The sequence below is a fragment of the Dendronalium sp. ChiSLP03b genome, from assembly GCF_034531165.2.
Taxonomy (GTDB): domain Bacteria; phylum Cyanobacteriota; class Cyanobacteriia; order Cyanobacteriales; family Nostocaceae; genus Dendronalium; species Dendronalium minutum.
Genome location: NZ_JAVRBR020000143.1, coordinates 15,815 through 39,692, shown reverse-complemented (window position 1 = coordinate 39,692; position 23,878 = coordinate 15,815). Strand labels below are relative to the sequence as shown.

The 23,878-nt window shown below is 40.0% G+C and carries 17 protein-coding genes; 4 read left to right on the top strand and 13 right to left on the bottom strand.

All coding sequences use genetic code 11. The features are described 5' to 3' along the window. Positions 1 to 272: 272 nt before the first annotated feature. The 9 genes from RMY31_RS32790 to RMY31_RS32750 all read right to left on the bottom strand — a co-directional run bounded on the left by RMY31_RS32790 (position 273) and on the right by RMY31_RS32750 (position 13,082). On the bottom strand, positions 273 to 680 hold the full coding sequence (locus RMY31_RS32790) for a hypothetical protein (protein ID WP_322661966.1): 408 nt from the start codon (positions 678 to 680) through the stop codon (positions 273 to 275). A 232-nt stretch (positions 681 to 912) separates the two neighbouring features. Beyond that, a complete protein-coding gene (locus RMY31_RS32785) occupies positions 913 to 2,556 on the bottom strand; it encodes a metallophosphoesterase family protein (protein ID WP_322661968.1) in 1,644 nt (547 codons plus the stop codon). A gap of 374 nt (positions 2,557 to 2,930) precedes the next feature. Then, entirely contained in the window at positions 2,931 to 3,203 is a 273-nt protein-coding gene (locus RMY31_RS32780) for a hypothetical protein (protein WP_322661970.1), read from the bottom strand. 240 nt (positions 3,204 to 3,443) lie between these two features. Continuing rightward, positions 3,444 to 4,298 (bottom strand): DUF928 domain-containing protein, encoded by an 855-nt coding sequence (locus RMY31_RS32775; protein ID WP_322661972.1) that lies wholly within the window; start codon positions 4,296 to 4,298, stop codon positions 3,444 to 3,446. Between the two features lie 48 nt (positions 4,299 to 4,346). After that, positions 4,347 to 6,677 carry a CHASE2 domain-containing protein gene (locus tag RMY31_RS32770; RefSeq protein WP_322661974.1) on the bottom strand — a complete coding sequence of 777 codons (2,331 nt, stop codon included), beginning with the start codon at positions 6,675 to 6,677 and terminating at the stop codon, positions 4,347 to 4,349. Positions 6,678 to 6,753: 76 nt separating this feature from the next. Beyond that, positions 6,754 to 9,432 carry an S-layer family protein gene (locus tag RMY31_RS32765; RefSeq protein WP_322661975.1) on the bottom strand — a complete coding sequence of 893 codons (2,679 nt, stop codon included), beginning with the start codon at positions 9,430 to 9,432 and terminating at the stop codon, positions 6,754 to 6,756. A 215-nt stretch (positions 9,433 to 9,647) separates the two neighbouring features. Further along, positions 9,648 to 10,415, bottom strand: coding sequence for a hypothetical protein (locus tag RMY31_RS32760; protein WP_322661977.1), 768 nt, complete (start codon positions 10,413 to 10,415; stop codon positions 9,648 to 9,650). 65 nt (positions 10,416 to 10,480) lie between these two features. Then, positions 10,481 to 11,227, bottom strand: a complete 747-nt coding sequence (locus RMY31_RS32755) for a hypothetical protein (protein ID WP_322661979.1) — start codon at positions 11,225 to 11,227, stop codon at positions 10,481 to 10,483. Positions 11,228 to 11,846: 619 nt separating this feature from the next. Then, positions 11,847 to 13,082 carry a calcium-binding protein gene (locus RMY31_RS32750; protein WP_322661981.1) on the bottom strand — a complete coding sequence of 412 codons (1,236 nt, stop codon included), beginning with the start codon at positions 13,080 to 13,082 and terminating at the stop codon, positions 11,847 to 11,849. 249 nt (positions 13,083 to 13,331) lie between these two features. On the opposite strand from RMY31_RS32750, the gene RMY31_RS32745 reads away from it, so the two are divergent. The 3 genes from RMY31_RS32745 (at position 13,332) to RMY31_RS32735 (ending at position 18,597) form a co-directional block, all read left to right on the top strand. Beyond that, complete coding sequence (locus RMY31_RS32745) at positions 13,332 to 14,522, top strand: sigma-70 family RNA polymerase sigma factor (protein WP_322661983.1); 1,191 nt, start codon at positions 13,332 to 13,334, stop codon at positions 14,520 to 14,522. An 18-nt stretch (positions 14,523 to 14,540) separates the two neighbouring features. After that, positions 14,541 to 15,692: a DUF1822 family protein gene (locus RMY31_RS32740; protein ID WP_322661985.1), complete on the top strand. Its 1,152-nt coding sequence runs from the start codon at positions 14,541 to 14,543 to the stop codon at positions 15,690 to 15,692. Positions 15,693 to 15,909: 217 nt separating this feature from the next. Further along, positions 15,910 to 18,597 (top strand): CHAT domain-containing protein, encoded by a 2,688-nt coding sequence (locus tag RMY31_RS32735; RefSeq protein WP_322661987.1) that lies wholly within the window; start codon positions 15,910 to 15,912, stop codon positions 18,595 to 18,597. 351 nt (positions 18,598 to 18,948) lie between these two features. On the opposite strand, the gene RMY31_RS32730 is transcribed toward RMY31_RS32735, so the two are convergent. The 4 genes from RMY31_RS32730 to RMY31_RS32715 all read right to left on the bottom strand — a co-directional run bounded on the left by RMY31_RS32730 (position 18,949) and on the right by RMY31_RS32715 (position 22,923). Further along, positions 18,949 to 19,194: a hypothetical protein gene (locus RMY31_RS32730; RefSeq protein ID WP_322661990.1), complete on the bottom strand. Its 246-nt coding sequence runs from the start codon at positions 19,192 to 19,194 to the stop codon at positions 18,949 to 18,951. Positions 19,195 to 19,196: 2 nt separating this feature from the next. Beyond that, positions 19,197 to 20,066, bottom strand: coding sequence for a hypothetical protein (locus tag RMY31_RS32725; RefSeq protein ID WP_322661992.1), 870 nt, complete (start codon positions 20,064 to 20,066; stop codon positions 19,197 to 19,199). A 162-nt stretch (positions 20,067 to 20,228) separates the two neighbouring features. Next, positions 20,229 to 21,005, bottom strand: a complete 777-nt coding sequence (locus RMY31_RS32720) for an RNA polymerase sigma factor SigF (RefSeq protein ID WP_322661994.1) — start codon at positions 21,003 to 21,005, stop codon at positions 20,229 to 20,231. Positions 21,006 to 22,089: 1,084 nt separating this feature from the next. Further along, a complete protein-coding gene (locus tag RMY31_RS32715) occupies positions 22,090 to 22,923 on the bottom strand; it encodes a photosystem II manganese-stabilizing polypeptide (RefSeq protein WP_322661996.1) in 834 nt (277 codons plus the stop codon). A 540-nt stretch (positions 22,924 to 23,463) separates the two neighbouring features. Between RMY31_RS32715 and RMY31_RS32710 the strand changes: the two genes are divergently transcribed. Next, entirely contained in the window at positions 23,464 to 23,853 is a 390-nt protein-coding gene (locus RMY31_RS32710) for a hypothetical protein (protein ID WP_322661998.1), read from the top strand. Positions 23,854 to 23,878 lie beyond the last annotated feature (25 nt).

Sequence of the window (23,878 nt, the reverse complement as noted above, 5' to 3'; positions counted from 1 at the left end):
ACTTGGGCAGCTTAGAGTGCAGTATCTGGTGGTGCTAGGGTTGTCCTTATGGATGAAGATGACTGTAGTACAACAAGATGTGGGGCTGCATCTGGCAATGGAGTTTAGTATGTACCAATTGACCTAAGACTAGTGAATTTGCGATCGCAATTCGGCAATTATTTGATAAACAGCGATCGCTCAAAAATCGTCGAAAAAATAAGCTTGAATGGCTAAAATCTGTACTGATACTTAGTCCTTTTTGTTAATTGTCGCAGTTTGCAAAGCTGCACTTAGATAGTAAAATTTCTAGATAATGAAGATAACTGTGACCTGACAGCGCTCAAATAATTCTGCTCGTTCAAAACTTGTGCTGGTAATTTGTTAGCATTTACAGCAGCTTTAACTAAATCTTTCGCAGTAATATTTCGGTTCTGGTATTCAGAAACCAGAGTTCCCCCACTGGGAATGCCCTGCTGCTTTAGACCACCTTGATAAGCAAGAGAAACTAGATTGAAAGGTTGGATGTAGCTGATATTCGTAGAATTATTGTCTCGAGCCTGAGAATTAACATGTGTATTTTGCCCGTTGTTGGTTGCACTAGCGTAGTTGTTGGTGGCTGATTGAGCGCTAGCAATTCCAGAGGTGAAAGCAACAGAAGCAACAACAAATACAGAATTTATCAAGGTTGTAAGTTTCATAAGATAACCTTAACTGATGTGAAAAGCAATTAATGGTCTGTATTAATAGATTTACTTTTGTTATAAATCTTCACCTCCTACACTTGGCTCACCCATTTGGTTGAATTGTTCCTCACCCATTTGAGTGAACTGTCCGTGTTGAAGCGAAAAATACGAACGAGAACGCCAACGCGCTGAACAGTTGGCAGAAAGACTACGCTCACTTGGTGTTGAATTAGAGTTAAGTGGGCAATTATTTCAATTTAAATTCATCAAACTTTAAAACATCTGAATCTGGCTTGCGGGTATCAAAACGGTAGCTGCTGACTATACCTGTCCCCGTATCAAAGATGCTGAACCCTGTAATGTCATTACTGGCAATATAGGGTAGTGGCTTACCATCTTTGCCTAACAACGGGGCAATTGTCGGCAATACTGGTTTTAACCCGTTAGGATCGCCAAGCACAACATAATCTTCTTTGTAGCCAATTGGTACTTCTCGTTTTTTGTCACCCCAAGCGGCCCCATAAGTGTTGCCTACATTAGATGTTTCTAGAAAGTGCATACCATTTGGGCTAATAAAGCGGTTCCACAAATGGGAATGTCCGTAGAAAACTAGTTGCACATCAGCTGCTTCTAATAAAGGTATGACATCACGGATGAGATAGTCTGCGTCTTTGGGATATTCGTAACGTATTGCTTTGATGTTGCCAATGTCGTCCCGTTCAATTATTTGCACTGGATTGGTATAGGCAGGGACAATATTATCACCCAGAGTATGGGGCGGATGATGGAACATCACAACTTTGTATTTTGCTTGTTTAAATTCAGGACTCTTGAGTTCTTGTTCTAGCCAATTGTATTGCTTACTGCCTCGATTAATTGGCTCATAAATAATCTGTCCATAACCCCAATTTTCAGGATTATTTAAGTCTTTTTCTGCCTCTCGGTATCTGCCTGCATATTTTCCATCAAACTTGGGAGTCCGCCACATATTTGTGGCATATAAGACTACTAAACGCACATCACCAAAGCTGACTGTATAATATTTTTTGCCACCCTCTTGACTTTGGGGAAGGGTGAAAATTTCTTCGTAGGTATTAGTATTAAAAGAACTATCTATGAGAGATTTGTCGCGATATAATTTTTGGGCAATTGCACGGGGAAATGTATCATCAAATTCATCATTTAAACTCTCTTTCCTGGCAAATCTTCCCATCACTTCATGATTGCCAATGCAAGTAAACATCGGCGCGTGTTGAATTATTTGACCTCCCGTGTAGGTTGTCTTCACGCCGTTATGTTCTATTTCATATTTGGCACGACCTTGTAAACCTGGAAATAAGGCGCTACCTCGATTATCATCAAACCATTCCGAGGCGCGATCGCTGACGTTGATCAAATCACCAGCAAACCACACTGCATCGACACGTCCCACTGTCTCCACGACCTTTTGCAGATTTACCTCTGTCATTGGCTTTAATTGATGGTCAGAAGTCAGCAAAATTTTCAGTGGTGTACCCGGTTTTGGGGTGGGTGCGAGGGTAAAAACGTCGCTACTAACACTTTCACCATCTTCTCGTACACTTGTGATGCGATAGTTCACCCGCACGCCAGGAGTTAACCCAGTTACTTCAGCTTCATGTCGCCAAATGTCACGCATAACAGGTTGTTGATAAACTTGTCCGTCTTGGGTTTGGTTGGCGACTCGTGATTTCTGGTCTTCGCGCGTGCGACTGAGTTTAGTTGTGCTGGCCTGGACAGTTTGCTGGAAATTTTCTCCATAGGCGACTTTGTGTTTAGCACCAGCAAACTCGGTGAACCAAACTACTCGCACTGAGGTTTCAGTTGGCAGTTGCAAAAATGGGTCGGTCAGCAGTCGGGGTGCTGAGGTCATAATTGTTTGCCCAAATGAATGCACGCTTATCAGAGTAAAGCATACGACAAGTAAAAGCACAGCCGCTGATAATGTTTTACGGCTGTTGAAGCGTCTGAGCATGAGTAGTTACCAGCGGAAATTTAAAAACTTTGAGCAGTAGCGATCGCTGTAGTCTTGAAATTTACCATCTACGTAAACAGCTGCTGCTTTTGAAACTTTACTTTTAGACATGCCAAAAAAGCTCGCGGTATTTCAGTTAGCAGCAAGCCAACTTTACCACAAGCTTTTATATTTTTGCATTGTTTACACCATTCACTGAGACTTTCACTAGGGATAGAGTAATGGACTTAGTACGTCCGTTATCCATCATCAGTCAAGTGAAGGTACAGAGCCTAGTAGCGGTATCCCGGTGTATAGGAGCGACCGCGATCGCGATAGGGTGACCGATAGTAATCTCGATAGCGATCGCGTCTGTAACGCGGATATCTTCTCTCTCCCCTGTAATAACGGCGGGGATAGTACGATCTGTCGCGCTCACCATAGCGGTAATCTCGTGTTCTATAGGAGTCTTCTCTTCTAGGTTGGGCTTGAGAGTCTGGAGAGAAAGCAACAATGGCAGTAGTTCCTATGAATAGTGCCATAACAAGAGATGCTAAACGTTTCATCGTGTTAACCTCAATCGCAGCTATCCATAAATTATGGTGAGGGGTTCTCGACGCTAACCTTCTTACCTAAGTTAGATAAGGCTAAATCAAAGGAGGTAATGAGTGATGACTGGGAACAGTCAAAAACTTCTGGGGAGATAATTTATATCAAGTCCGGCTAATTAGTTATAATTCCCGATCTATGCAGAAGAGCCACAAAACCCTGCCTCTGTGCTCCTCTGCGGTCTTAATGATAAGTCTTTAACTGGACACGATATTATTTGTTGGAGTTTCCTTATGATTCTTGCTTGGTTTACAGCAATTAACCAAGGGTTGGTTAGCTAGTTCATCCAAACCAACTGAATTCAGCAAACTTGTCCATTTTGTCAACAGAGTAGCATCATTAGGATTTGCGAAACGTAATTCTGCTAAAGTCATGAGGGCATCGTACCAAATACCATTTTCGGCATAAAGCACTACCTTTTGTTGAGGTGTTGCTTGTTTGAGCTGTTCGGTTAAGGCTAAATCTTGGTTAACCCGTTGTACCCAACCTTCAACATAATCTAGAGTGGTCGGTTGTTGGGAGTTGCACTTTACTTTGACTTTGAAAAACCAGCGATACATTTTTCCCACTTGCAATGGGGTGACACTTGCTGGTAAATCAACTTTAACAATCCCAGGAGATTCTGGTGGCGTGACAAAATTTCGGTATAGAGTTTGACTTTTATTATTTGTCTCGTCTTTCAGAACAAACTCCATGTTAGCGATGGATGACATTTTATAAGGAACAAAAAACAATAAGTAGGGATGTTCGAGGTTCGTCAAACCCCAAACCTTGGTGATAGAAATAGATTCTTGCTTTCCTTGGCTAACAGTCTGCTCATATATAGGAACTAATGCCGTTACTGTCTGATTGTTCGCATCGCATCCCCGACTTGCAGCACCACCTCGGCTTCCTGTTGCGCCTCTATCTGGAGGTGGTGGTGGCGGCATAAATTTTATCGAGGCTAGGTGAGCAGGAACTGGCAGTGCCTGAAGTTGCATGGAGTAAATGTTACCGATTAATATCATCCCCAAAGCTGTGATGAAATGAATTTTTTGCCTATGTTTTTTCATAATCTGTTTGATAAACATAAAAGCAGGCTCACATGGATTTGGTATTAATTACGAACTACGAATTACCAAAATTACAGCACTACCTCCTAAAGCGATCGCGGCAGGTACTAAGGGAATCCAACAACTGTATAGTATTAATATTATCAAGCAAATACCGTACAAACCGCAAAATGCAATCCCAATTGCCAAGCTGACATAAGTCAGTCGGCGCAGATATACAGCAAGTAAACCACCACCGATAGCCCAACCCCAAATCCAAATTCCTTCACTCCATATCGGCCAAGTCCACAACAGAGGTCGCCCATCCAAAGCTGCACTTAGCAATTGGCTGACCATCTGGGCTTGTAAAAAGACTCCTGCGATTTCCTGGGGCTTTCCTGTGGGGGAGGCGTAGGGAGTCAACCAGTAATCGCGGAAACTTTCGGCGGTTGTGCCAATTAAAACTATCCGGTCTTTAACGGCATGGGGATTTAGTTGACCTGCTAGTGCTTGTGTGAGGGTGACACTGGGTGCGATCGCTTCTGGGTTACTCAAGGTGCGATAATTGAGTAAAATTTGGTGTCCCCAAGCGTCTATTCTTTGGTAGCCTCCGGTATGAGCTTCTAGGGGTTTAAATTTGAGCTTTCCTAGTTGCCACGCACCATCATGAGTAAATTGTAACTTAATGCCTTGGCTGTATAAGTAACGTAGTGTTAACTGCACATTTAAGGCATAAGGTGCAGTACAAACAGATGAGGGAGGGGGAGTTAACGCTAACAAATGCCGACGCACGACATTATCTGTATCTAAGACGATATCGCTAAAGCCTAGAGCATCAGGGGAAACTTCCGGTGGTGGTTTAATACCTGGTTTTCCAGTTTGAGGATTGCTTACTTGACAAACTGCGACAAAGCGATCGCTTTTTCTCATTCGTTTTGCCAAGGAATAATTTCTCTGTACGGCATAATCTCGGTATATATCTAAACCAATAGCTTGTGGTTGATGTGCCTCCAATTTTTCTAACAATTTGGCCAGAGCCTCATCTGATAAAGACCCCCGCCCTTGTGAAGATTGTGCTTGCACATCTTCTTCGGTAATATTAATGACTAAAATGCGAGAATCAGGCTTTTCTTGAGGACGCAGACGTAGCAGATGGTCAAATGCCATTAACTCCCATGATTGCAGTAAACCAAAATACCGCATTCCCATTAACAATACTGTTATTCCCATACTGGCCAGCATGACCGCAGATAAAGCAAATCGTCGATTGATATCTACCCTTGGCGTAATTTGCGGTAGAGATGATGTTTGAAGATTGCTATTGTTGAGGTGTAATTGTTGCCACCGCAAAGGCATGACTGCTGGATTTTGATAAATTACAGGCAACCAAGTAGCACAAGGAAATTGATTTTCTAATCCTTGCAAGCGTTCCCGCGCCTCTCGTACCGCTATGTATAAAGATTCACCACTGGCAAAAGCTTCTAAAAAATATTTGAGAAATTCTTGCGCTACCCTGTCAGGAACAGGTTCTCGCATCACAATTATTTGGGGTATGTGCAAATCTGCAAACTCTCGTGCCAAACCTAAACCATCACAAGAGTTAAAAATTGCCAGATGCAAACCTCGTGCTACAGCTTTTCTCAAAGCGTACTTTAACTGACTAATTGTTAAACTCTCAGTTTGATTAATGTGAATTTTTCCACTTTCGCCGCTTCTGGAAGTGTAACTATGTCCAGCGAAAAACAAAATCTGCCAGTTTTGTTCCCATATTTGGTCAGTGAGGTCTTTAGCTGATGGTTCCACTAAAAAGGTAGTATTTGCATGAGGTAATTTTTCCAAAATCTTGCTGTCGGCTTGGATATCAATTCCTTGGCTATTACCCAAAATTGCGAGAATTTTCACCATAGATTGAGGGGGTTGGCGGCTTACTTGTTCATAGCTAGGCGCACTGAGAGCGATTTCTGCATTTGGATAGCGTTCTAGTAAATCCCAAAGATGCCAAGGAAGTTTTTGCAATCTCAGGTCTATGGTTTGTAAAAGTATGCGTATATTATCTTCAGGTAAAAGTTTTTCTAGGCATTTTTCGCGGATGGGGCGAAAAGAATCGGCAGTCAACCAAGTATTAAAGCAAACTTTTAACTTATCTGCTGCTTGTTGACAATCTTCTAATGAAGGCTTTTGTTTTGATTGTTTGGGTATACCGATAGGGCGACTAGGAAATTTTAAGTTCAGGTAAATTGATTGCCAGTGATAGTAAGCAATAAGAATTTCTGGGTTTGGTGGTAAATCACCTGTAATTTCTACAATTGGACGGGCATTTTCATCACCAATTTGTAGTGTTACAGGAAATCCTGCCTCAAAGCTTCCTGTTGCTAAATTTAAAACTACTAATTTGCCCACAATAATAATTCGTAATTCGTAATGCGTAATTCGTAATTAAAAAGAATTTTGTTGTTATCTAAAATCTAAAATAGTATTATTTAACCGGACAAATATTACTAGCAACAGAACCATGAGGTGTAATATTTGGAATTTGGGCTACCAAAGATACTGTACCATTTTTATCTATAATCCAGCCTTGTGCTTCGACTATTTCAGATATGGGAGATTGGGAATTAATATAACTAAATTGCCTCTCATTTGCTGTATCTAATGTTATCCAACGTGCCGTTGGTATTTCTGCTTGTAATGGTTCTATGGGACTGCGGGCAATTCCTCCGCGTCCGGTTACGGTGAATGAACTACGACTAGCGAGACTTCCGGGGTTGCAGCTAGAGACAATTTGTTGTGATGCATCTATCAAATTTTCAGGTAACTGTACCAAACCGCGACTGGGGTCTACATCAGGGGTATTGATGATTATGGAACCTGTCAGACCAAAACGGGAACTAGCATCAATATCATTTGTATTATTTGCTGGAGTTGATTGCTGTTCTGTGAGATTAAAAATATTACGGGCAGTAATGTTGATATTGCCACCTCGCCCTTGAAATGCATTGGCGACAATATCATTATTTTGATTGGGGAAGGCAATAATGAAACCATCAGGTGCGTTAATGGTGATATTGCCACCATTTGCTTGATTGAAGGCTTGAGCAGAAATCAAACTTTGATTTTGCAGTGTTAATATTTGTAGATTTTCTAGCCTAATATTTGCACCTTCACCCGCGTTAGTTTCTGCGGTGAGTTTACCTTGGTTAAGGCGGATAGTATTAGCATTTGCCGTTAAATTACCTGCTGCACCAGTACCTGTAGCATTGACAGTTACTTCTCCCTCATTGCCAACATTTAAAATTGGGGTGTTGATAATTAAGTTTCCAGCTTCACCACCTTCAAAAGCTTGAGAAAATAAGGTACTAGGGGTATTTTTACCTTCAATGTTTCTAGTACCGATAATATTTATAGACTCGCTAGCGTTAACATTTAAAGTGCCACCCGGCCCTTCACCAAACGAGCCAGCTCTTACTTCTCCTCCATTGCGAATCAGTAACTGTCTAACATTTAAATTTGCAGTTCCTCCCTGACCTGAACCGAAATTATCTGCCGATATTCTGGCTCCTTCTTCAACTATCAAGCTTCCAGTTGTAATATTTAATTCTCCCGCATCACTAGTGGCTCCTCGTTCTGCTGATACAAGAATATTACTCCTGTTGAATCTATTATCATTAATCGTCGGTGCGACACCGCTTAGAAGAATCGAATCAATAGCATTAATAGTTAAAACTCCTCCTTTACCTTCATTACGAGCAGATGTTGAAATCTGCGCTCCACCTAAAACATTTAGCTTTCGAGTTTCAATAGTTAAATTGCCACCATCACCTGTCGCTTCCCTATAAACTTGAGCAAACAAACCACTACCTATTAAGTTATCTGGTCTTCTACCCTCCACTGTTACTGACTCAGAAGCTATAACTCTCAATTCTCCTGCATTGCCAGCACCAAAAGTATCAGTTGATACCTGCGCTCCTGCCTGAATTAGTAGCTGTGCAGTTTCAATGCTTAAAGTTCCACCATCACCTGTAGCTTCCTCGCTAACTCTGGCAAATAAACCGCTTGGAAGATCAAAAATAGAAGAGATGCCCAATAGTTCAATAGATTCCAAAGCTTTTACTGATAAATCTACTCCCCGACCTGTGCTAAAAGTAGTAGTTGATATCTGTGCCCCTCCTTGGAGGATTAAACGACTTGTTTCAATTGTGAGTGTTTTTCCTTCACCTGTAGCATCTTCAATAACCTCGTTAAATACACCTGTTAAGAATAAATCTTCTGGCGCACTTATTAGCTCTAATTGTTCTGAGGCATTGATTTTGAGATTCTCTGGTTGAGCATCAGTTCCAGCTACAGAACTCACCTGACTTCCTTGGTTGAGGATAACGCGCCTTCCCTGGATTTGGATATCAACACCCTTAAAATCACTCGAACCTAGATAAGCTGCTTGAGATAAAGTGATATCCTGAAAGTTTGAGATACCCTGATAATCCAACACCCAACCTTTGGCTGTAGGCGTTAGGTTAACAAAACTGTTGCTTGAGACACTTCCTAACTCAATTCTTCCCCCTGGTGTTGTTAGGAAGCCTCCCTCTACAGCTACTTCTCCACCCACAAGTGCTAAGGTTTTATTTGATGGCACTTGCAGACCAACAAGATTTTCAAATGCATCTAGTGTATTAGCTTGATTAAGTATTTTTCCTGGTACTTCTCCAAATCCTAAACCTATAGGCGCACTGATGGTAAGTAGAGGAGATACTTGGTTCGCTGTAGCTAGAAATTCTATTCCGTCAGCAAATTTTAATTTATTAGCTGTACTGGCAATAAAAGAACCACCAATATTAAGTGAGGCGTTGGGACCAAAAATAATCCCATTAGGATTAATTAAAAATAAATTAGCTGCATCATTAGTACGGATTAATCCATTAATAATAGAAACAGATTTTCCGGTTACACGGCTAATAATATTCTCAATATTTGTACTATTGTTGAAATATGCAGTACCATCTATGGGAACAGAAAATTGCTCAAAGCTATGAAATAGATTGTTACCAACTGTAGTGCCACCTGTAATTTCACAATTTGAACAATTAGGAGGCGCAACTGAATTATTAGTTAATGTATTATCTGGAATAATTTGCGCTACTACTTGAGACGTTGTAAACAAATAATATAAAAAAGTTCCACTAAATAGGACGAAATTAATGATAAAGCGATACATAAGCTAAATATCTTTTACAGATATAAACATAAATGTATTAAATATATGTTTAGAGTTAGTTTTTCAAGTAAGAATTCTACTTAGATTTTAGTCCAGATGATTAAAAAATTTAAGCGAAAAAAAGTATTAACTTTTTTCTAAGTTAAGTAAACTGATGTAATTTATAATTTAGTCGCTCTTTTTTTATTACGCTTGACGAACGACATGATACCAAAAGCTCCTAGTACAAACACACCAGTTATTGCTTGAGGTTCAGGAATGTTTTTTATGTCTTCTTCAAAACGATTTTGAAGAAGAATATCACCTAATGCTATCCTCACGTTATTAAAGTCAGTTTTGAATACTCTGGATTTAGTAAACAAATTTTGTTGCAATATATATGACAGATCGTTAATAGCTTTGTCTTTATCAATACCTAAAATCAAGAAGTCTAATCTATAACTACTGAGAGTTGTAGCAGTTTCTCCTGATTTAAAAATGCTATATCCAATACTATCACGTCCACCGAACAGGGGATCGTTGGGTATAAACTGAGTATATAAATCTCCATTTCCTACTATCAAAGGGGTTGTATCAACATTTTTTAAAAGAAGAAAACCAGAATCATCAAAGAAGTATTTTCCTACAAGATTGCCAGAATTACAGGGAAAAATACTTGCATCAGAAGCACGACAAGCATCTGCTCTTATGCTCTTATAGTTTTCTATTGCCCCTTTAAAAATACCTGAGTTTGGTTTATCAATAGCAGAATTAGTTATAGTCGTGCCATCATTATTTTTATCAAATAAACTGAACTGAACCTCAACCTGGAATTCGTTTTCTCCCATTACCGAGTATTGATTACCTGTTCTTCTTTGAGCTACTGCTGGTTGCATAAGAGCTGAATTAACAAGCAATGTAGTCGTAGCTAAAGCAATTATTGTTTTCATTACTTTTTATATAAATTTAAATTTTAATTACAACTGAAACTGAATTTAGGAAAAATAATCCCTAGTTATTGCTTAAGATTTAGCGATAATCCTTCTTCAAAACGATTTTGTAAAAGGACATTAGCTAACTCAGATAATTTAGGTGTACCTGATGTAGTTCTAACTAAGATAACTTTAGCAAACAAATTTTGTTTCAAGATATATATCAAATCATTAATAGCTTTGTTTTGATCGATACCTAAACGCGAAAAATCTAATCTATAACTCTGGACAAGTTGAGCCTTTTCTGCTGGATTGTTTCTAGACTTATAAATTTTATAAGCAATAGTATTACGTTTACCTCCAAATAGAGAATCGTTAGGTATGAGTTCAGCATATAAATCTCCATTAAATGGTACAACAGGGGGTATAAAAACTTCTATTAAAAGAAGAAAACCAGAATTATCAAAAAAATAACTTTGTAAAGGAGTGCCAAGAGTGCCACGAGTGCCAGTATTACATGGCCAAACTATTTGTCCATTCTTATATAAACCTGCATATGCAGTACTACAAGCCCAAGCTAAAGGACTCCCTGTCTGATATTTTTCTATAGCTCCTCTAAAAATACCAAGATTTGGATTATTTTTAGCAGAATCATTTATGGAGGTAAAATCTTTCTTTTTATCGACTAAATTAAACTGAACCAGAACCCCTGCTTTATTTTCTCCCATGCCTGAATAGGTGTTGCCTGTTCTTCTTTGAGCTAGTGCTGGCTGCATAAAAGCTGATGTCACAATCGCGGTAGCTGTAGCTAAAACTAACATTAATTTCATTAGTCTTTCTCCAATAATAGTTTTGATTATATAGGTTTAAATCTTAATTATAATTAGCATTTATTTTGTCTAGATAAGTTGCTGATTCAAGCATCTTAATCAGTTTGTATTTATAATTATTAAGTTACTAAAAACAATCCAGATTATTATTGCTTAATTTGTTAACTAAATTTTAATTTGATTAAAGCATTAAAAACTGTATTTATACCATGTCTGTTTTATTTCTTTATAAAACAGACATGATTGGTTGAAATTTTAGCTGTGTACTCAAAATTGTGAGATTTAAATTAGATTGAATCGAGCGATCGCCAACCTTCCGCAACTATCTAAAATACTTTAATTGCAGGTTAATTTAGGCAAAATGACAATCCAATAATCATGCAATAAGCTATCTAAAATAAAGCTATAATAAGCGTCGATGTGCAGTGTCTTGTCGCGGGCGATCGCTAGTTTCCTACAATTCATCTGCAAAATACTTTGGTTGCAGGGTAGGTAAGGTAAAAACCGCAACCCACCCATGCAAACTGTATTAAGCTATGTAAAGGCGATCGCCTTTATTCAGATATGAATTGTTTTTGTATTGAAGGGCGCAAGACAGCGCCCCAACTTGTTAATTGGTTTAACAAGTACAATTTAATTCAATATCAAGAGAGGTTGAGAAACCCGCAGGCTTGTTTTCGATAATGGCGAATGCAGTTCCGTTGTAAGACAATGCACCCGAACTGCTGTTATAGGAAAATTGGCTGGTAGATGTAGCACCAAAGGATGTACCTAGACAAATTGTATCTCCTTCAACCCAATTGAAGTCTTTGATGGTGTCTACACCATCAGATACAGAGTTGAATACGAAATGATCTGCACCCGTACCACCCCATAGTATATCATTGCCAAAACCGCCAACTAAGCAGTCGTTACCTGCTTCACCATAGAGGGTATCGTTGCCATAACCGCCATAGAGGTCGTCATTACCAGTCCAACCATAGACAACATCATTACCATCTCCACCGGAAACATAATCATCACCTACCCAACCATCTAAAGTGTCATTTCCAGCCTCGCCGTAGATGGAATCATTGCCATCACCACCATTGATGTAGTCATTGCCAGTCCAACCTAAGAGAGTGTCATTGCCAGCTTCTCCGTAGATGGAATCATCTCCAGTCCAACCGTCTACGTAGTCATTTCCAGCCCCTCCATAGACAATATCGTTGCCACCTTTAGCGTTAATTGAGTTGTTGGCACTGTTACCCTTAATGGTGTTATTCAAGTCGTTACCCGTACCGCTAATCGCAGCAGAACCAGTTAGAGTCAGGTTTTCTAGATTTGCCCCCAAGGTATAGCTGATGGAAGAGTTAACAGTATCAGTACCCTCTGATGCATACTCGGTAACTAAGTCAGCAGTATTATCAACATAGTAGGTATCGTTACCTGTGCCACCGTAAATTTTATCTGCACCAGACCCACCATCTAAGATATCGTTGCCAGAACCACCATAAAGGATGTCATTGTCACCTTCACCATAAAGCTTGTCATTACCACTACCACCGGAAAGGTAATCATTGCCTGTCCAACCCAAGAGAGTATCATTACCAGCTTCACCATAGACGTAATCATTACCTGACCAACCATCAAGGTAGTCGTCACCGTAACCCCCGTAAATGACATCATTACCGACACCACCATCAACAGTGTCGTTATCTGTGTAACCAAAAACAGGATTTATCGGCCCAGCGTAAATAATATCAGCACCATCGTAGCCGTAAATCTTGTCACTCCCTGTCTTGCCGTCTATAGTATCAGCATAATTGGTGCCATATAGAGTGTTATTACCAGAATTACCGGGAATATAAGCCATAATAGTTTCTCCTTTCAAGCTGTAAGTTAATTTGTAGTTGGGTGATTTTTGGTTCACCTCATTTCCACTGAGTTTCAGTGATGCTCTCTCGGTGAACCTCCCTTCTGCGGGTTTATACGACAGCTTTTAGTCTTTATGCACCTGATTCAAAAATTTTTTGGGAAAAATGCGTAAAATGCCCATAGCATAGCGTAATAAGATTAGGCATAAACCCGTAAATTCTCAATTTTCTATACTCAACGAATTTTCATGCAATCCCGTCAGGGCATTATTGAAATCTTTTCTACTTTTGTGCAACTTGATGCAGACAAGTTCACTGCTTGGGTGACAGATGCGAAACTCAGGCGAAGTATTAAACAATGCTTAGAAAAATCCCCCCAACAGCAATCCGATCGCTTTTGGGTGCTTTACTGGTACAAAATATGGCAAATTCAATCTAGTCCCCTAGCGTTAGCACACATTTCTGCTTATCTGCAAGAAGTATGCTACTGGGTTGCCAGAAAAATAGCTCTTAACTTTTCTAGTCAATTTTCTGTAGCTGATTGTTTTCAGATTGCTATTTCCTACATTCACAAAATCCTGAAAAATTTTGATCCTGAATACAGTACGAATTTAAAAAGCTATGCTGAATCTGCCTTTGAGGGTTATATCAAAGACTCACTACGTCTTGTTCGGGAAGCACATATCTGCACTGACAGGGCGTTACTGCATAAAGTTAGCCGCAAGCGTTTGGTAAATTCCCTAGAAAATGCTGGTTTTAATAATCAAATTATCAATAGTTATGTCTTAGCCTGGGAATGTTTTAAGGAACTCTACACTACTGACAGTCAAAGTATCCGCGCAATTGGAAAACCAGATACTGCAACATGGCAAGAGATTACTAAACTTTATAATAGGCAACGTTTAAACCAACTAAGTTCGCTTACACCCGCAGTCACTCCAGAAATTTTAGAAGAATGGCTGAGTGTTTGTGCTAAAGCTGTTCGTGATTTTCTCTACCCAAAGTTTGTTTCTGTTGATGCTCCGATGAATGGGCAAGAAACTGGTAATTTACTAGATACAATACCCACATCTCAAACATCTTTACTGACAGAAATTATTATTCAAGAAGAAGCTGCAACTAGAAAAAAACAACAAACTGAGTTAAACAAAGTTTTGCTGAATGCCTTAGCAGCACTAGATATTCAGTCTCAAAAGTTACTCCAAGTCTATTACGAGCAAAAGCTGACGCAACAACAAATTGCCGAACAATTAGAAATTAAACAATACACAGTTTCTCGTCGTCTGAGTAATATTAAACGTTCGTTACTCTTCACTCTAACTCAGTGGAGTGTGAATACCTTGCATATTTCTCCCACACCTGTCGTAGTCGATAGCATGAGTAAAACTTTAGAAGAATGGCTCAAAATTCACTTTAGCCATGTCAACCCACACGTTTAAGATAGAGCCATCCTAATTATGTCTAACGTATTTTCCCAATTCGCTATTGACAGTGACTCAATTCTGGAAATTGTTCGAGCATCGCCTACAGAATATAGTTACTCTACAGCTGGTGGTCGTCAACGCGCTTGGTTAAATCAACTTTGTTTAGATACATTTTTAACTTGGTTCAAAGAAGAAATTAGTCCCAATGCGAGAGTGCATCCCACCACGGCTGCATTACCTAGCTTTTGGGAAGTTGTAAATGGTACAGCCATTACTTTTGATAACTCGCGCTTAGTCTTAATTCCTAGCCTAGCAATGGATGTAGATGAATTGCGCGTACCTCAAGAATGGCTGGATATACCGGAATGGGTGGCTGACTATTACTTGGCGATACAAGTAAACCCAGATGATGGCTGGATGCGAATTTTTGGCTATACAACTCATTATCAACTGAAAAATTTGGGAGTTTATGATGCAAGCGATCGCACTTACAGCTTAGAATTTGATAATTTAATTCAAGACCTGAACGTTCTCTGGGTAACGCAGCAGTTATATCCTGAAGAAATTAGACGTGCAACGGTTTCCCCTTTGCCACCTTTACCCCAAACCCAAGCAGAAAGTTTACTACAAAGATTAGGTAACGCAGATATCAAATTTCCCCGCTTAGAAGTTCCATTTCAGCTTTGGGGAGCATTATTAGCTCATGGTGGCTGGCGACAAAAATTGTATGAATTGCGCCAAGGATTTGCCCAACAGTCATCCATTTTGGAATGGTTCCAGGACGGTGTAACAAATTTCGCCCAGCAACTAGGTTGGGAACTGCGAGAGTTTGTAGCTTTGCCTTCTGGAATGCGGAGTGGAGAGTCGCAAATATCTATAGGATTGTCTCAACAATTATTAATATTAGGCGATACTTATGAATTACGGATTTTACCAAAAGGCAATTCCGAAGAACAAATTTGGCGCTTTGAATTACGAAACTCAAATCCACAAAATCTTGTGCCTGTTGGATTTAAATTAAGATTGCTGACGGAGGATTTACAACCATTTTCTAATAATGAAGATACAGCTATTACTCCTGTAGAAAAATTATATGTTGAAGTGATGGTGGAAGCAGATGAAGGTTTAGTTTGGGAAGTAGAACCTTTACCGCAGGGGTATGAACGAGAAATTTTACGCTTTTAATTAGGTTTGAAGACTAAGTATCGCTGTGCATAAATTTGTGAGCTTTTAAACGCAAAGTAACGCGAAATAAGCGCAGAATAACGCAAAGGATTTATCAAGTTAATTTGTTATGTATTAATAAAATCCTGTATTCAGGTAAGTTTGAAAGTTAATAAGTTTATGTGATTAAAAAAAGACTTTATCTAGCTGTCAATAACCCATAAATAAAAAATATAATATGTTTTTCAATATTTCAAAAACCAATAAAATAAAACTATTTAAGTTCTGTTTTCTTGTGTTGGCAACTACCCTTACCTGTCTGATTGTAACTCCAACTTTAGCAAACACTTCTAAAATTACAGATTCAAATCTAACAAGAGCAGTTCAATACTCCCAATCTAAAATCCGTCTTGAAAAGTTTGCTCAACGGGGAGAACCCCCGCACCGCAACTTTTCGCAAAATCTAAAATCTAAAATCGTTGAAAGTCAAATATTGTATGAGGACGGCAGATTTGCTGAAGCAGTAAAAATATTACAGCAAGCAATTCAAGAATATCAACAGCAGGGAGATACATTAAAACAAGCTGTAGCTTTGAGTAATTTATCACTGGCTTATCAACAACTTGGTGATTGGTCACAAGCTCAAACAGCCATTAATCAAAGCTTAGATTTACAAGGATTTCAACAATCAGACTCTTCAAAAATTACAAGTAAAAATCTAGCAGTTTTAGCTCAGACTTTAGATATTCAAGGGCGGTTGCAACTCTTAACAGGAAAAACAGAACAAGCGCTTGCTACTTGGAAACAGACTGAAGATATTTACAGCAAGATAGAATATAAAAACGGTATTGTTCTTTCGCGTCTTTATCAAGCTCAAGCATTACGCACTCAAGGTTTTAACCGTCAAGCTATTGAGAAACTCGAACAAGTAAATCAAACTTTAAATACTCAAGAAAATACTTTGGCAAAAGCAGCCATGTTGCTTGCTCTCGGCGATACTCTAGAAAATGTAGGAGACTTAGAAAAGTCTCGCATCATTTTAGAGCAAAGTTTGGCAATTACCCAAAAATTAAAATCTCCCACAGATATTGCTTTAAGTTTGCTTAGTTTGGGGAATAATGCTCGGATTCAGCAAAAAATACCGCAAGCGATCGCCTATTATCAAAAAACAGTTGCAGTATCGCCCTCGCTCTTAACCAAAGTTCAAGCAAAGCTTAATCATCTGAGCTTACTAATTGAGCAGCAAAAACTCAAAGAAACTCAAACCTTAATACCAGAGATTCAATCCCAACTCGAACAACTTCCACCCTCGCGCCCATCAATTTACGCCCGAATTAACTTTGCTAAAAGCTTAGAAATTGTTGATAGTTCTAAAACTAAATTCCAAGCCCAACTCCTTGCTACTGCTATACAACAAGCCCGTAGTTTGAGCGATATCCGAGCAGAAGCTTATGCTTTAGGTAATTTGGGAAATTTGTATGAAAAAACACAACAACTTGCAGAGGCACGTAACCTGACACAAAAGGCTTTAATACTAGCACAAACCAGCAACGCGCCCGAAATTGTTTATATGTGGCAGTGGCAGCTGGGTAGGTTATTAAAAGCTCAAGGTGAGATTACAGAAGCGATCGCAGTCTACGATGCAGCAATAGAAACATTAGAGTCGCTGCGTATCGACTTAGTGGCAGTAAATCAGGATGTACAGTTTAATTTCCGAGACAATGTAGAGCCGATTTATCGTGAGTCGGTTGCTTTACTGTTACAAAATTCTGGGAAAAAACCAGATGTCCAAACATTAGATAAAGCCAGAACCCGGATAGAAGCGCTACAGTTAGCAGAACTTGATAATTTTTTCCGGGAAGCCTGTTTACAGGGGCAAAAAGTGCTATTAGATAAAGTTGTAGATGCAGAAAATCCCAACACCGCGATTCTTTATCCAATTATTCTCCCGGAACAACTCCAGGTAATTGTCAAAATTCCTCAGCAACCACTACGTCATTATCAAGTCAACAAATCGCAGCTTGAAGTAGAACGCATTTTGGAAGAACTCCGCAAATATCTTTTAGAACCAGATAGAACAGAGGAAGTGCAAACCCTTTCTCAAGAAGTTTATAGCTGGTTAATTAAACCAATTGAGTCTGATTTAGCCACAAGTAAAGTCAATACACTCGTATTTGTACTAGACGGAGCATTACGCAATATACCACTAGCTGCTCTTTATGACGGTCAGAACTATCTGGTAGAAAAATACGCTGTGGCACTTAGCTTGGGGCTTCAGTTATTAGCTCCCAAACCGCTGGCTCAAGAACCACTGAAAGTACTGGCTGCCGGGTTAGTCCAACCACCACCAGAGTTTCCCACATTTCCACCCTTACCAGGAATTAAATTAGAATTTGACTTTATTGCCCAAACAGGAGTATCTACCACAAAACTGCTAGACAAAGACTTTACCAGCAAAACTCTGGAAAAAAATGTGAATACTGCTCCTTTTAATGTCTTGCATTTGGCAACCCACGGGCAATTCAGTTCCCGCCCAGAAGATACATTTATCCTAGCCACTGATGGTTCTATTAATGTCTTGGAGTTCGATAACTTGCTCCGCCGTCAGAGTGAAACTCGCACCCAAACCCTGGAACTACTGGTTTTGAGCGCTTGTCAAACTGCCACAGGTGACAATCGTGCTACCTTAGGGTTAGCAGGAGCAGCTATTAAAGCAGGCGCACGCAGTACAGTTGCTTCACTCTGGCATATCAACGATAAATCCACCGCCATTTTAATTGGTGAATTCTACCGTGAATTAGTCGATGCCAAAGTTACTAAAGCGGAAGCCTTGCGTCGCGCTCAAGTTAAATTATTAACAGATTATCCCAATTACAGCCGCCCTGGTTACTGGGCACCCTATGTATTAGTTGGTAATTGGCTTTGAACAAGCAGTCTCTATGAACTTCGTACACCCTTAAAGGGTGACGCTTGAGGACTCGCGCTTCGCTACGCTAACGACAGTCGCTTATGGGGATCCACTGCGATAGGTTCTCAAAGCACTACTTCACCACCAAGCGTGAAAATGGTATTTTCCTCAAGACTTCTTGGATAAGCACGCTGCATGATTCCTCGTAGTCTGGCAGAAGGTTAAGGGGTAAAAGATAAGGGGCGAATTCAAATTTTGACCCATTAACCGAAAGGTATTGAACACTACCCAAAAAATATGTACGGGGTTCGGCAGATGTCCTCACCCTCATAAATTACAACTATGGCTATGGTTCAGAAACTTAAGTCGTTAGATACCATAGAGATTTTGATAGTAAGCCAAAATTTGCTGTACGCGTTGCTGACTTTCTGAATTAGAGTTTGGTGTCCAAGACAGCCAAAAGCCACCAACTTGGCCTTGATTGTAATCAAATTGTTGCGATGACTGGGGAATCAAACTCACTTTTACCCCTTCCACTTGACGCAAATGAGCTACTATTTCTCGATAGACTGCTAGGGGTAAACCAGAAAATTCAATTTTTTCTTTAGTCTCCATCTTTATGAAGCTCCAACAATAAAAGGACTTTGAGTCGGCGTTGTTACCGAGACAGGATTTCCCACAGTCGCTGCCGTTGAAGGCGTTAAACCAGCAGGTGCTTCTCCTACCATTCTGGCAACTTCAATTCCGTATTGTTCCAAAATTACGATCGGATTGGAACCCTCATTCATTTCAATACGTTTAATCAGTACACCGTTTGCCAGTCGCTGCCCTGCCTGCACGTAGCGACTTGTCTGCTCATTCGGCACTTTGATAATTGCTTGGGGTGCTTTACCAATCTGAACTACGCCAGTTACAATTACCGCTCTTGCTAACTCAGGTTGTGCTGGTGGTGGTAATACTGATACTAGGGTAGGATTGGAAACAACTTGGGGCAAAACTTTGGGCAAGACTTGAGCCAACGCCGGATTAAGTTTTGGTTTTGGAGTTTTTACTGTGGTGCTTTGAGCCAAAACTGCACTGCGCGTTGGCAGTTTTTTGCCTGCAGCCAATACAGCTCGAGCAGTAGGTAGGGGAGGCAATGTAGGAACTGTCCTAATGGCTGTATTTGTAGGCATTGCGGGAATTGTCTGCCCAACAATTTGAGCAAACGGGTCAGTCCGCCCTTTTGAGACTAAATCTATCCGCTCTGTGGCATTAGTTAGTTGAATCAAGTTAGAAGTTCCAGCGGCACCCGTTGGAGCGTTCTTAGCAAGCACCAGGGGATTATTAAAGGGTTGAGTCTTTGCTGGTGACTTTGCTACTAAAGATTGAGTTACTGGTGGTGCAGGTGGGATAGGATTAGTAGCTTGTTGTGTATCTTCTGATGCACATCCCGCGATCGCCAAAGTTAAAATAGTTGCAACTGCAATTCCTGATTTTTTACCCATTAGCTGTTCTCAAAAACTATAAGAAAATTTGCTTGTGGAAATCACTGATGCCCATTTGTGCTAAGGGCAAAGTACGTTCCCTTTATAACCTAATTTTTAGCGTTTCAATGGTTATTTTTAACACTGTCAGCCATACATAAATGCGGTTTGGCTTTTTCATGCTTATTCCTCCGTCACACCCATAAGGTCTTTCAACAAGTCGAGTCCTTTCTTGACTCTACGGGAAACAGTGACTACGCTAATTCCTAAGTGTTCTGCTACTTGTTTTTGTGTCAAATCCTGCAAAAACACACACTCCAATACATCACGGGTACGCTGTTCTAACTGAATTAATGCTTGTTGTAGGCGAATTTGGTCTTCTTGTGCCAGTTGAAAACTCCGGTAGTGAGGATCTGGAACCAATTCTCCTAGGCTGGTAGCCCCTTCTTCGCCATCCTGAACGGGGACATCTAGGCTCAAGGGGGCACGATTGATCCATGCTAATTTAATTTCCTGCCATTCATCTGTGGAAATAGCTAGTGCTGCTGCTAATTCCGAGTCAGTGGGCTGGCGGTTGTATTTTTCGCGCAAAGAACGCGAAACACCTATTGCCTGCTGCTGCAATGCTAAATAGCGTCGAGGAATTCTTACCGTGACACCTTTATCTCTGAGGTAGTGCTGAATTTCACCACGGATATAAGGCATTGCAAAGGAGCTAAAAGCATGTCCTTTAGAAATTTCAAATCTTTCTATCGCCCGAATTAAACCCAAACAACCAACCTGGAGCAAATCATCATAGCTTTCACGGCATTGATTCATCCAGTAGTGAGCTTCTTTTCTCACCAGTCCAAAATTGAGTTTTACCAACTGATTACGAACAGTTTCTGAGCGAGATTGCTGATATTCTCGCAATAACTGCCAAATTTCATGCTTGAGTTCATTGGTTGCTGTGGTAGACATAGCAGCGCATTTATTGAGCAAATTAAATGTTAATTCTTCGCTTTTAAATCAAGCTTCGATTGCACAATGTACAAGTAAGTATCATGCTATTTACCCTTTAAAAATCTATGGCAATGAAATTTTTTCTAGGAATATGCCATAGTAGGCTTACAATCGAGCAAAATTTAGATAAGCAAAAGTGGTATTTTGTTTGTTATTTTGGTTTTGTATTATCTGTAGCTTTTTAAAGCTGCATAGGAACAAAATATAAAATTATTTGTCAAATTTAAAACCGGGATTTTACTTAATTTAATTCATAAACAATCGGGTCTAATTATCAATATTTTTCTATAGACTCAAGACTTTGTTTCTCAGTAAAGTTACGGTAAGTATTAAATATGTTTTATAGAATCTTTAAAATAACTATTCTCTTCCCGCCCAAAGGATACCTAATTTAATGAACTGCATAAACACGAAGACAGGTACTGCAAAGTAGAATCCTAAGGGTGGGATACGCAGGAATAAAAAATAAATAGGTAATTTTGCACCGTGAAGAAAGTAAGTACAACTGTGCGTAAAATATTAGCATTTTCAAACACCAATATCTGATTTTTGTTCCTCAGGTTGAGCAACTAGAATTATACCAATTTGAAAAATGATTGCCACAGATGAAAAGCTAAAAAGCTTACCTAGTAAATCTTTCATAATCTCAACTTCAAAATGGTATTAGCCAATAAAAAAAGGGCATCTAGCCCTTTTTATCAATCAGTCTATTGCCATCTTAGTCAAATTAGTCAAAAATCCATTGACCACTAAAAAAGCTACGGTGTACACATCTGTATAACTAGTCGGATTGGCAGAAAGTTATTTTCTGAAACTTTTGATTCTTCATCAGATAATTCTCAATTAGTAAGAATTCTGGATAATCGTTTGAGAATCAGGAAACCTGAGCTAGTAAGGATTAAACCCGATCAAAAAATGATTCTAGGACTTGTGTATACACGTAGCTAGAAAAAGGGGGCAAAGGCTTTAACTCTGACGATGAAGCCTGATAAGTACAAAATTTCAGTTTTGAGTTCTAGCAAGTAGCTGTACGCAAGAGAATTTAGCCACGATTTGGTTCAACCCGAGCGTAAAACAAACCCCGAATCTTGACTTCTTTGGGTTCGCCAGCACCTAAATCGGTGTCAGATGGTTGCTCACTCTCAAAAGTGCCAGCAATTTCACCACTAGCGCTATCTATTTTGGCTACTTGCAGAGAAATCTTGCCATTGAGAATTTCAGCACGCTTGACGTTAGTGCGGGTGAGTTCTTCATCATCTGCTTGAGCAGGCAGAGCCACAGCATTATCGTAACCAGAGACAACACCGCGACCTTTAGGATCTAAAAAGGCAGCACCACGATAGGAAGGAACTTTGAAATTGCCTTCAAAATCTGTGGAGGTGTTGATACTAGCCGAACCGGGTTGAGTTTGAGCAACCAAGTTTTTAATGGTGAAGAGGAAAGGTACTCGCTCACCACCAGGAAGTTGTACGGTGATAGCTTGGAAGTCAAGACCATCTGTTTCCACAAATGTCAGACTATTATCTGAGTTGATTTTTAGGTCACCTTGAACTTGGTCAATGGTGGAAGTATACCTAGTTAACAATTTACCAGACACGAATTCTGCTGTTTGCCGTTTATTAGCAGGTTCTTCTTTCACAAAGAAAGTGGTTGGTTCCAAGCAGAGTTCTTTGATGGTATAGGACTGGCTAGAGTCAAGGGGAATAGAACCACGCCTTGTCTCTGCTAGTTGGGGGCATTTGTTAGCCAAGCCAGTACCTCTAATTTGTTCGTAAGTGAGTACATCCCTACTGCTAGTAGAAGGACCGTCACTACAAGCAGTCAGTAACCCCAGGCACAAAGCCAAGAATGCAACAATTAAAGCGCGATACCTCATGGTCAACCTCAATGTCAAAAATTAATATCTAAGTTGTAAAACTGCACCGTAGGGTTTCGGTACGTAAAAAAGTACGTCCTAATACAGAGCCACATAAGTGCGTGCTTTGAGGAACGCGAAGATTTTTTTACTTCGCGCTTTGCGAATGCCTATGGCATTTGCGGCATCGCTCCAGTCGTTCTGTATTATGTATGTGTCGTCACTACATACAGCCCATTGCTTTATGGGGAAATCAGCCAGATCATACGATTTTTTTTAACTCAAAATCAAAGCACTCTAGCTTTAAATAATAAGTCGCGATCGCATCTAGCTCCCGTGGAGGCTTCCCTGAACGACACTGCGGGCTTTTTGAGGTGATAGCTACTGTTGATGATTCAGATTCAAAATAAGGAGGGTAAGTGGCAAAAAACCTACCTCCAGAAGCTTCCAGAAGCCTAATCTCCCTGTGCTTGAGATTATGCTGCCAGACCTATGACAGCGAGTGAAAACTAACAATCTTGAGTAAATTTGAGTAGTCCTAATTTCTATAGAGAGGGTAGTGTGAGCAACAATAAGAGTTTTGAATCCGAGAAATTAACCGAGCAACTGCAAACGCTCGCCACTGTAGTACATGATGTAGCTACAATTTGTCAAGGTGATGCCATAGCTCTTTTGAACTTGCTACGGCAGTTGGAGCAGTTACACCGAGAGATTCGGGATGGTGCTTTTCAAGAGAGTTTGCCTGATAATCGTCAGCAACTCTACGCGCTACTGAAAGATATTGAGTCTGAAGGTGGCTGGCCTTATATTGAGCGCATGAGGCTGCAAGCCTTTTTAGCAAATTTGCCACAACAAGTTGGAGAAGAGAAAAGTGAACTGAAAAACAGCGATGATTTGCTGAACAGCGATGCTCCTTTGGCTGGTCAGTTGGAAACAAGTTTGGAGTTTTGAAAAATGAACTAGGGACTGGGGAGGA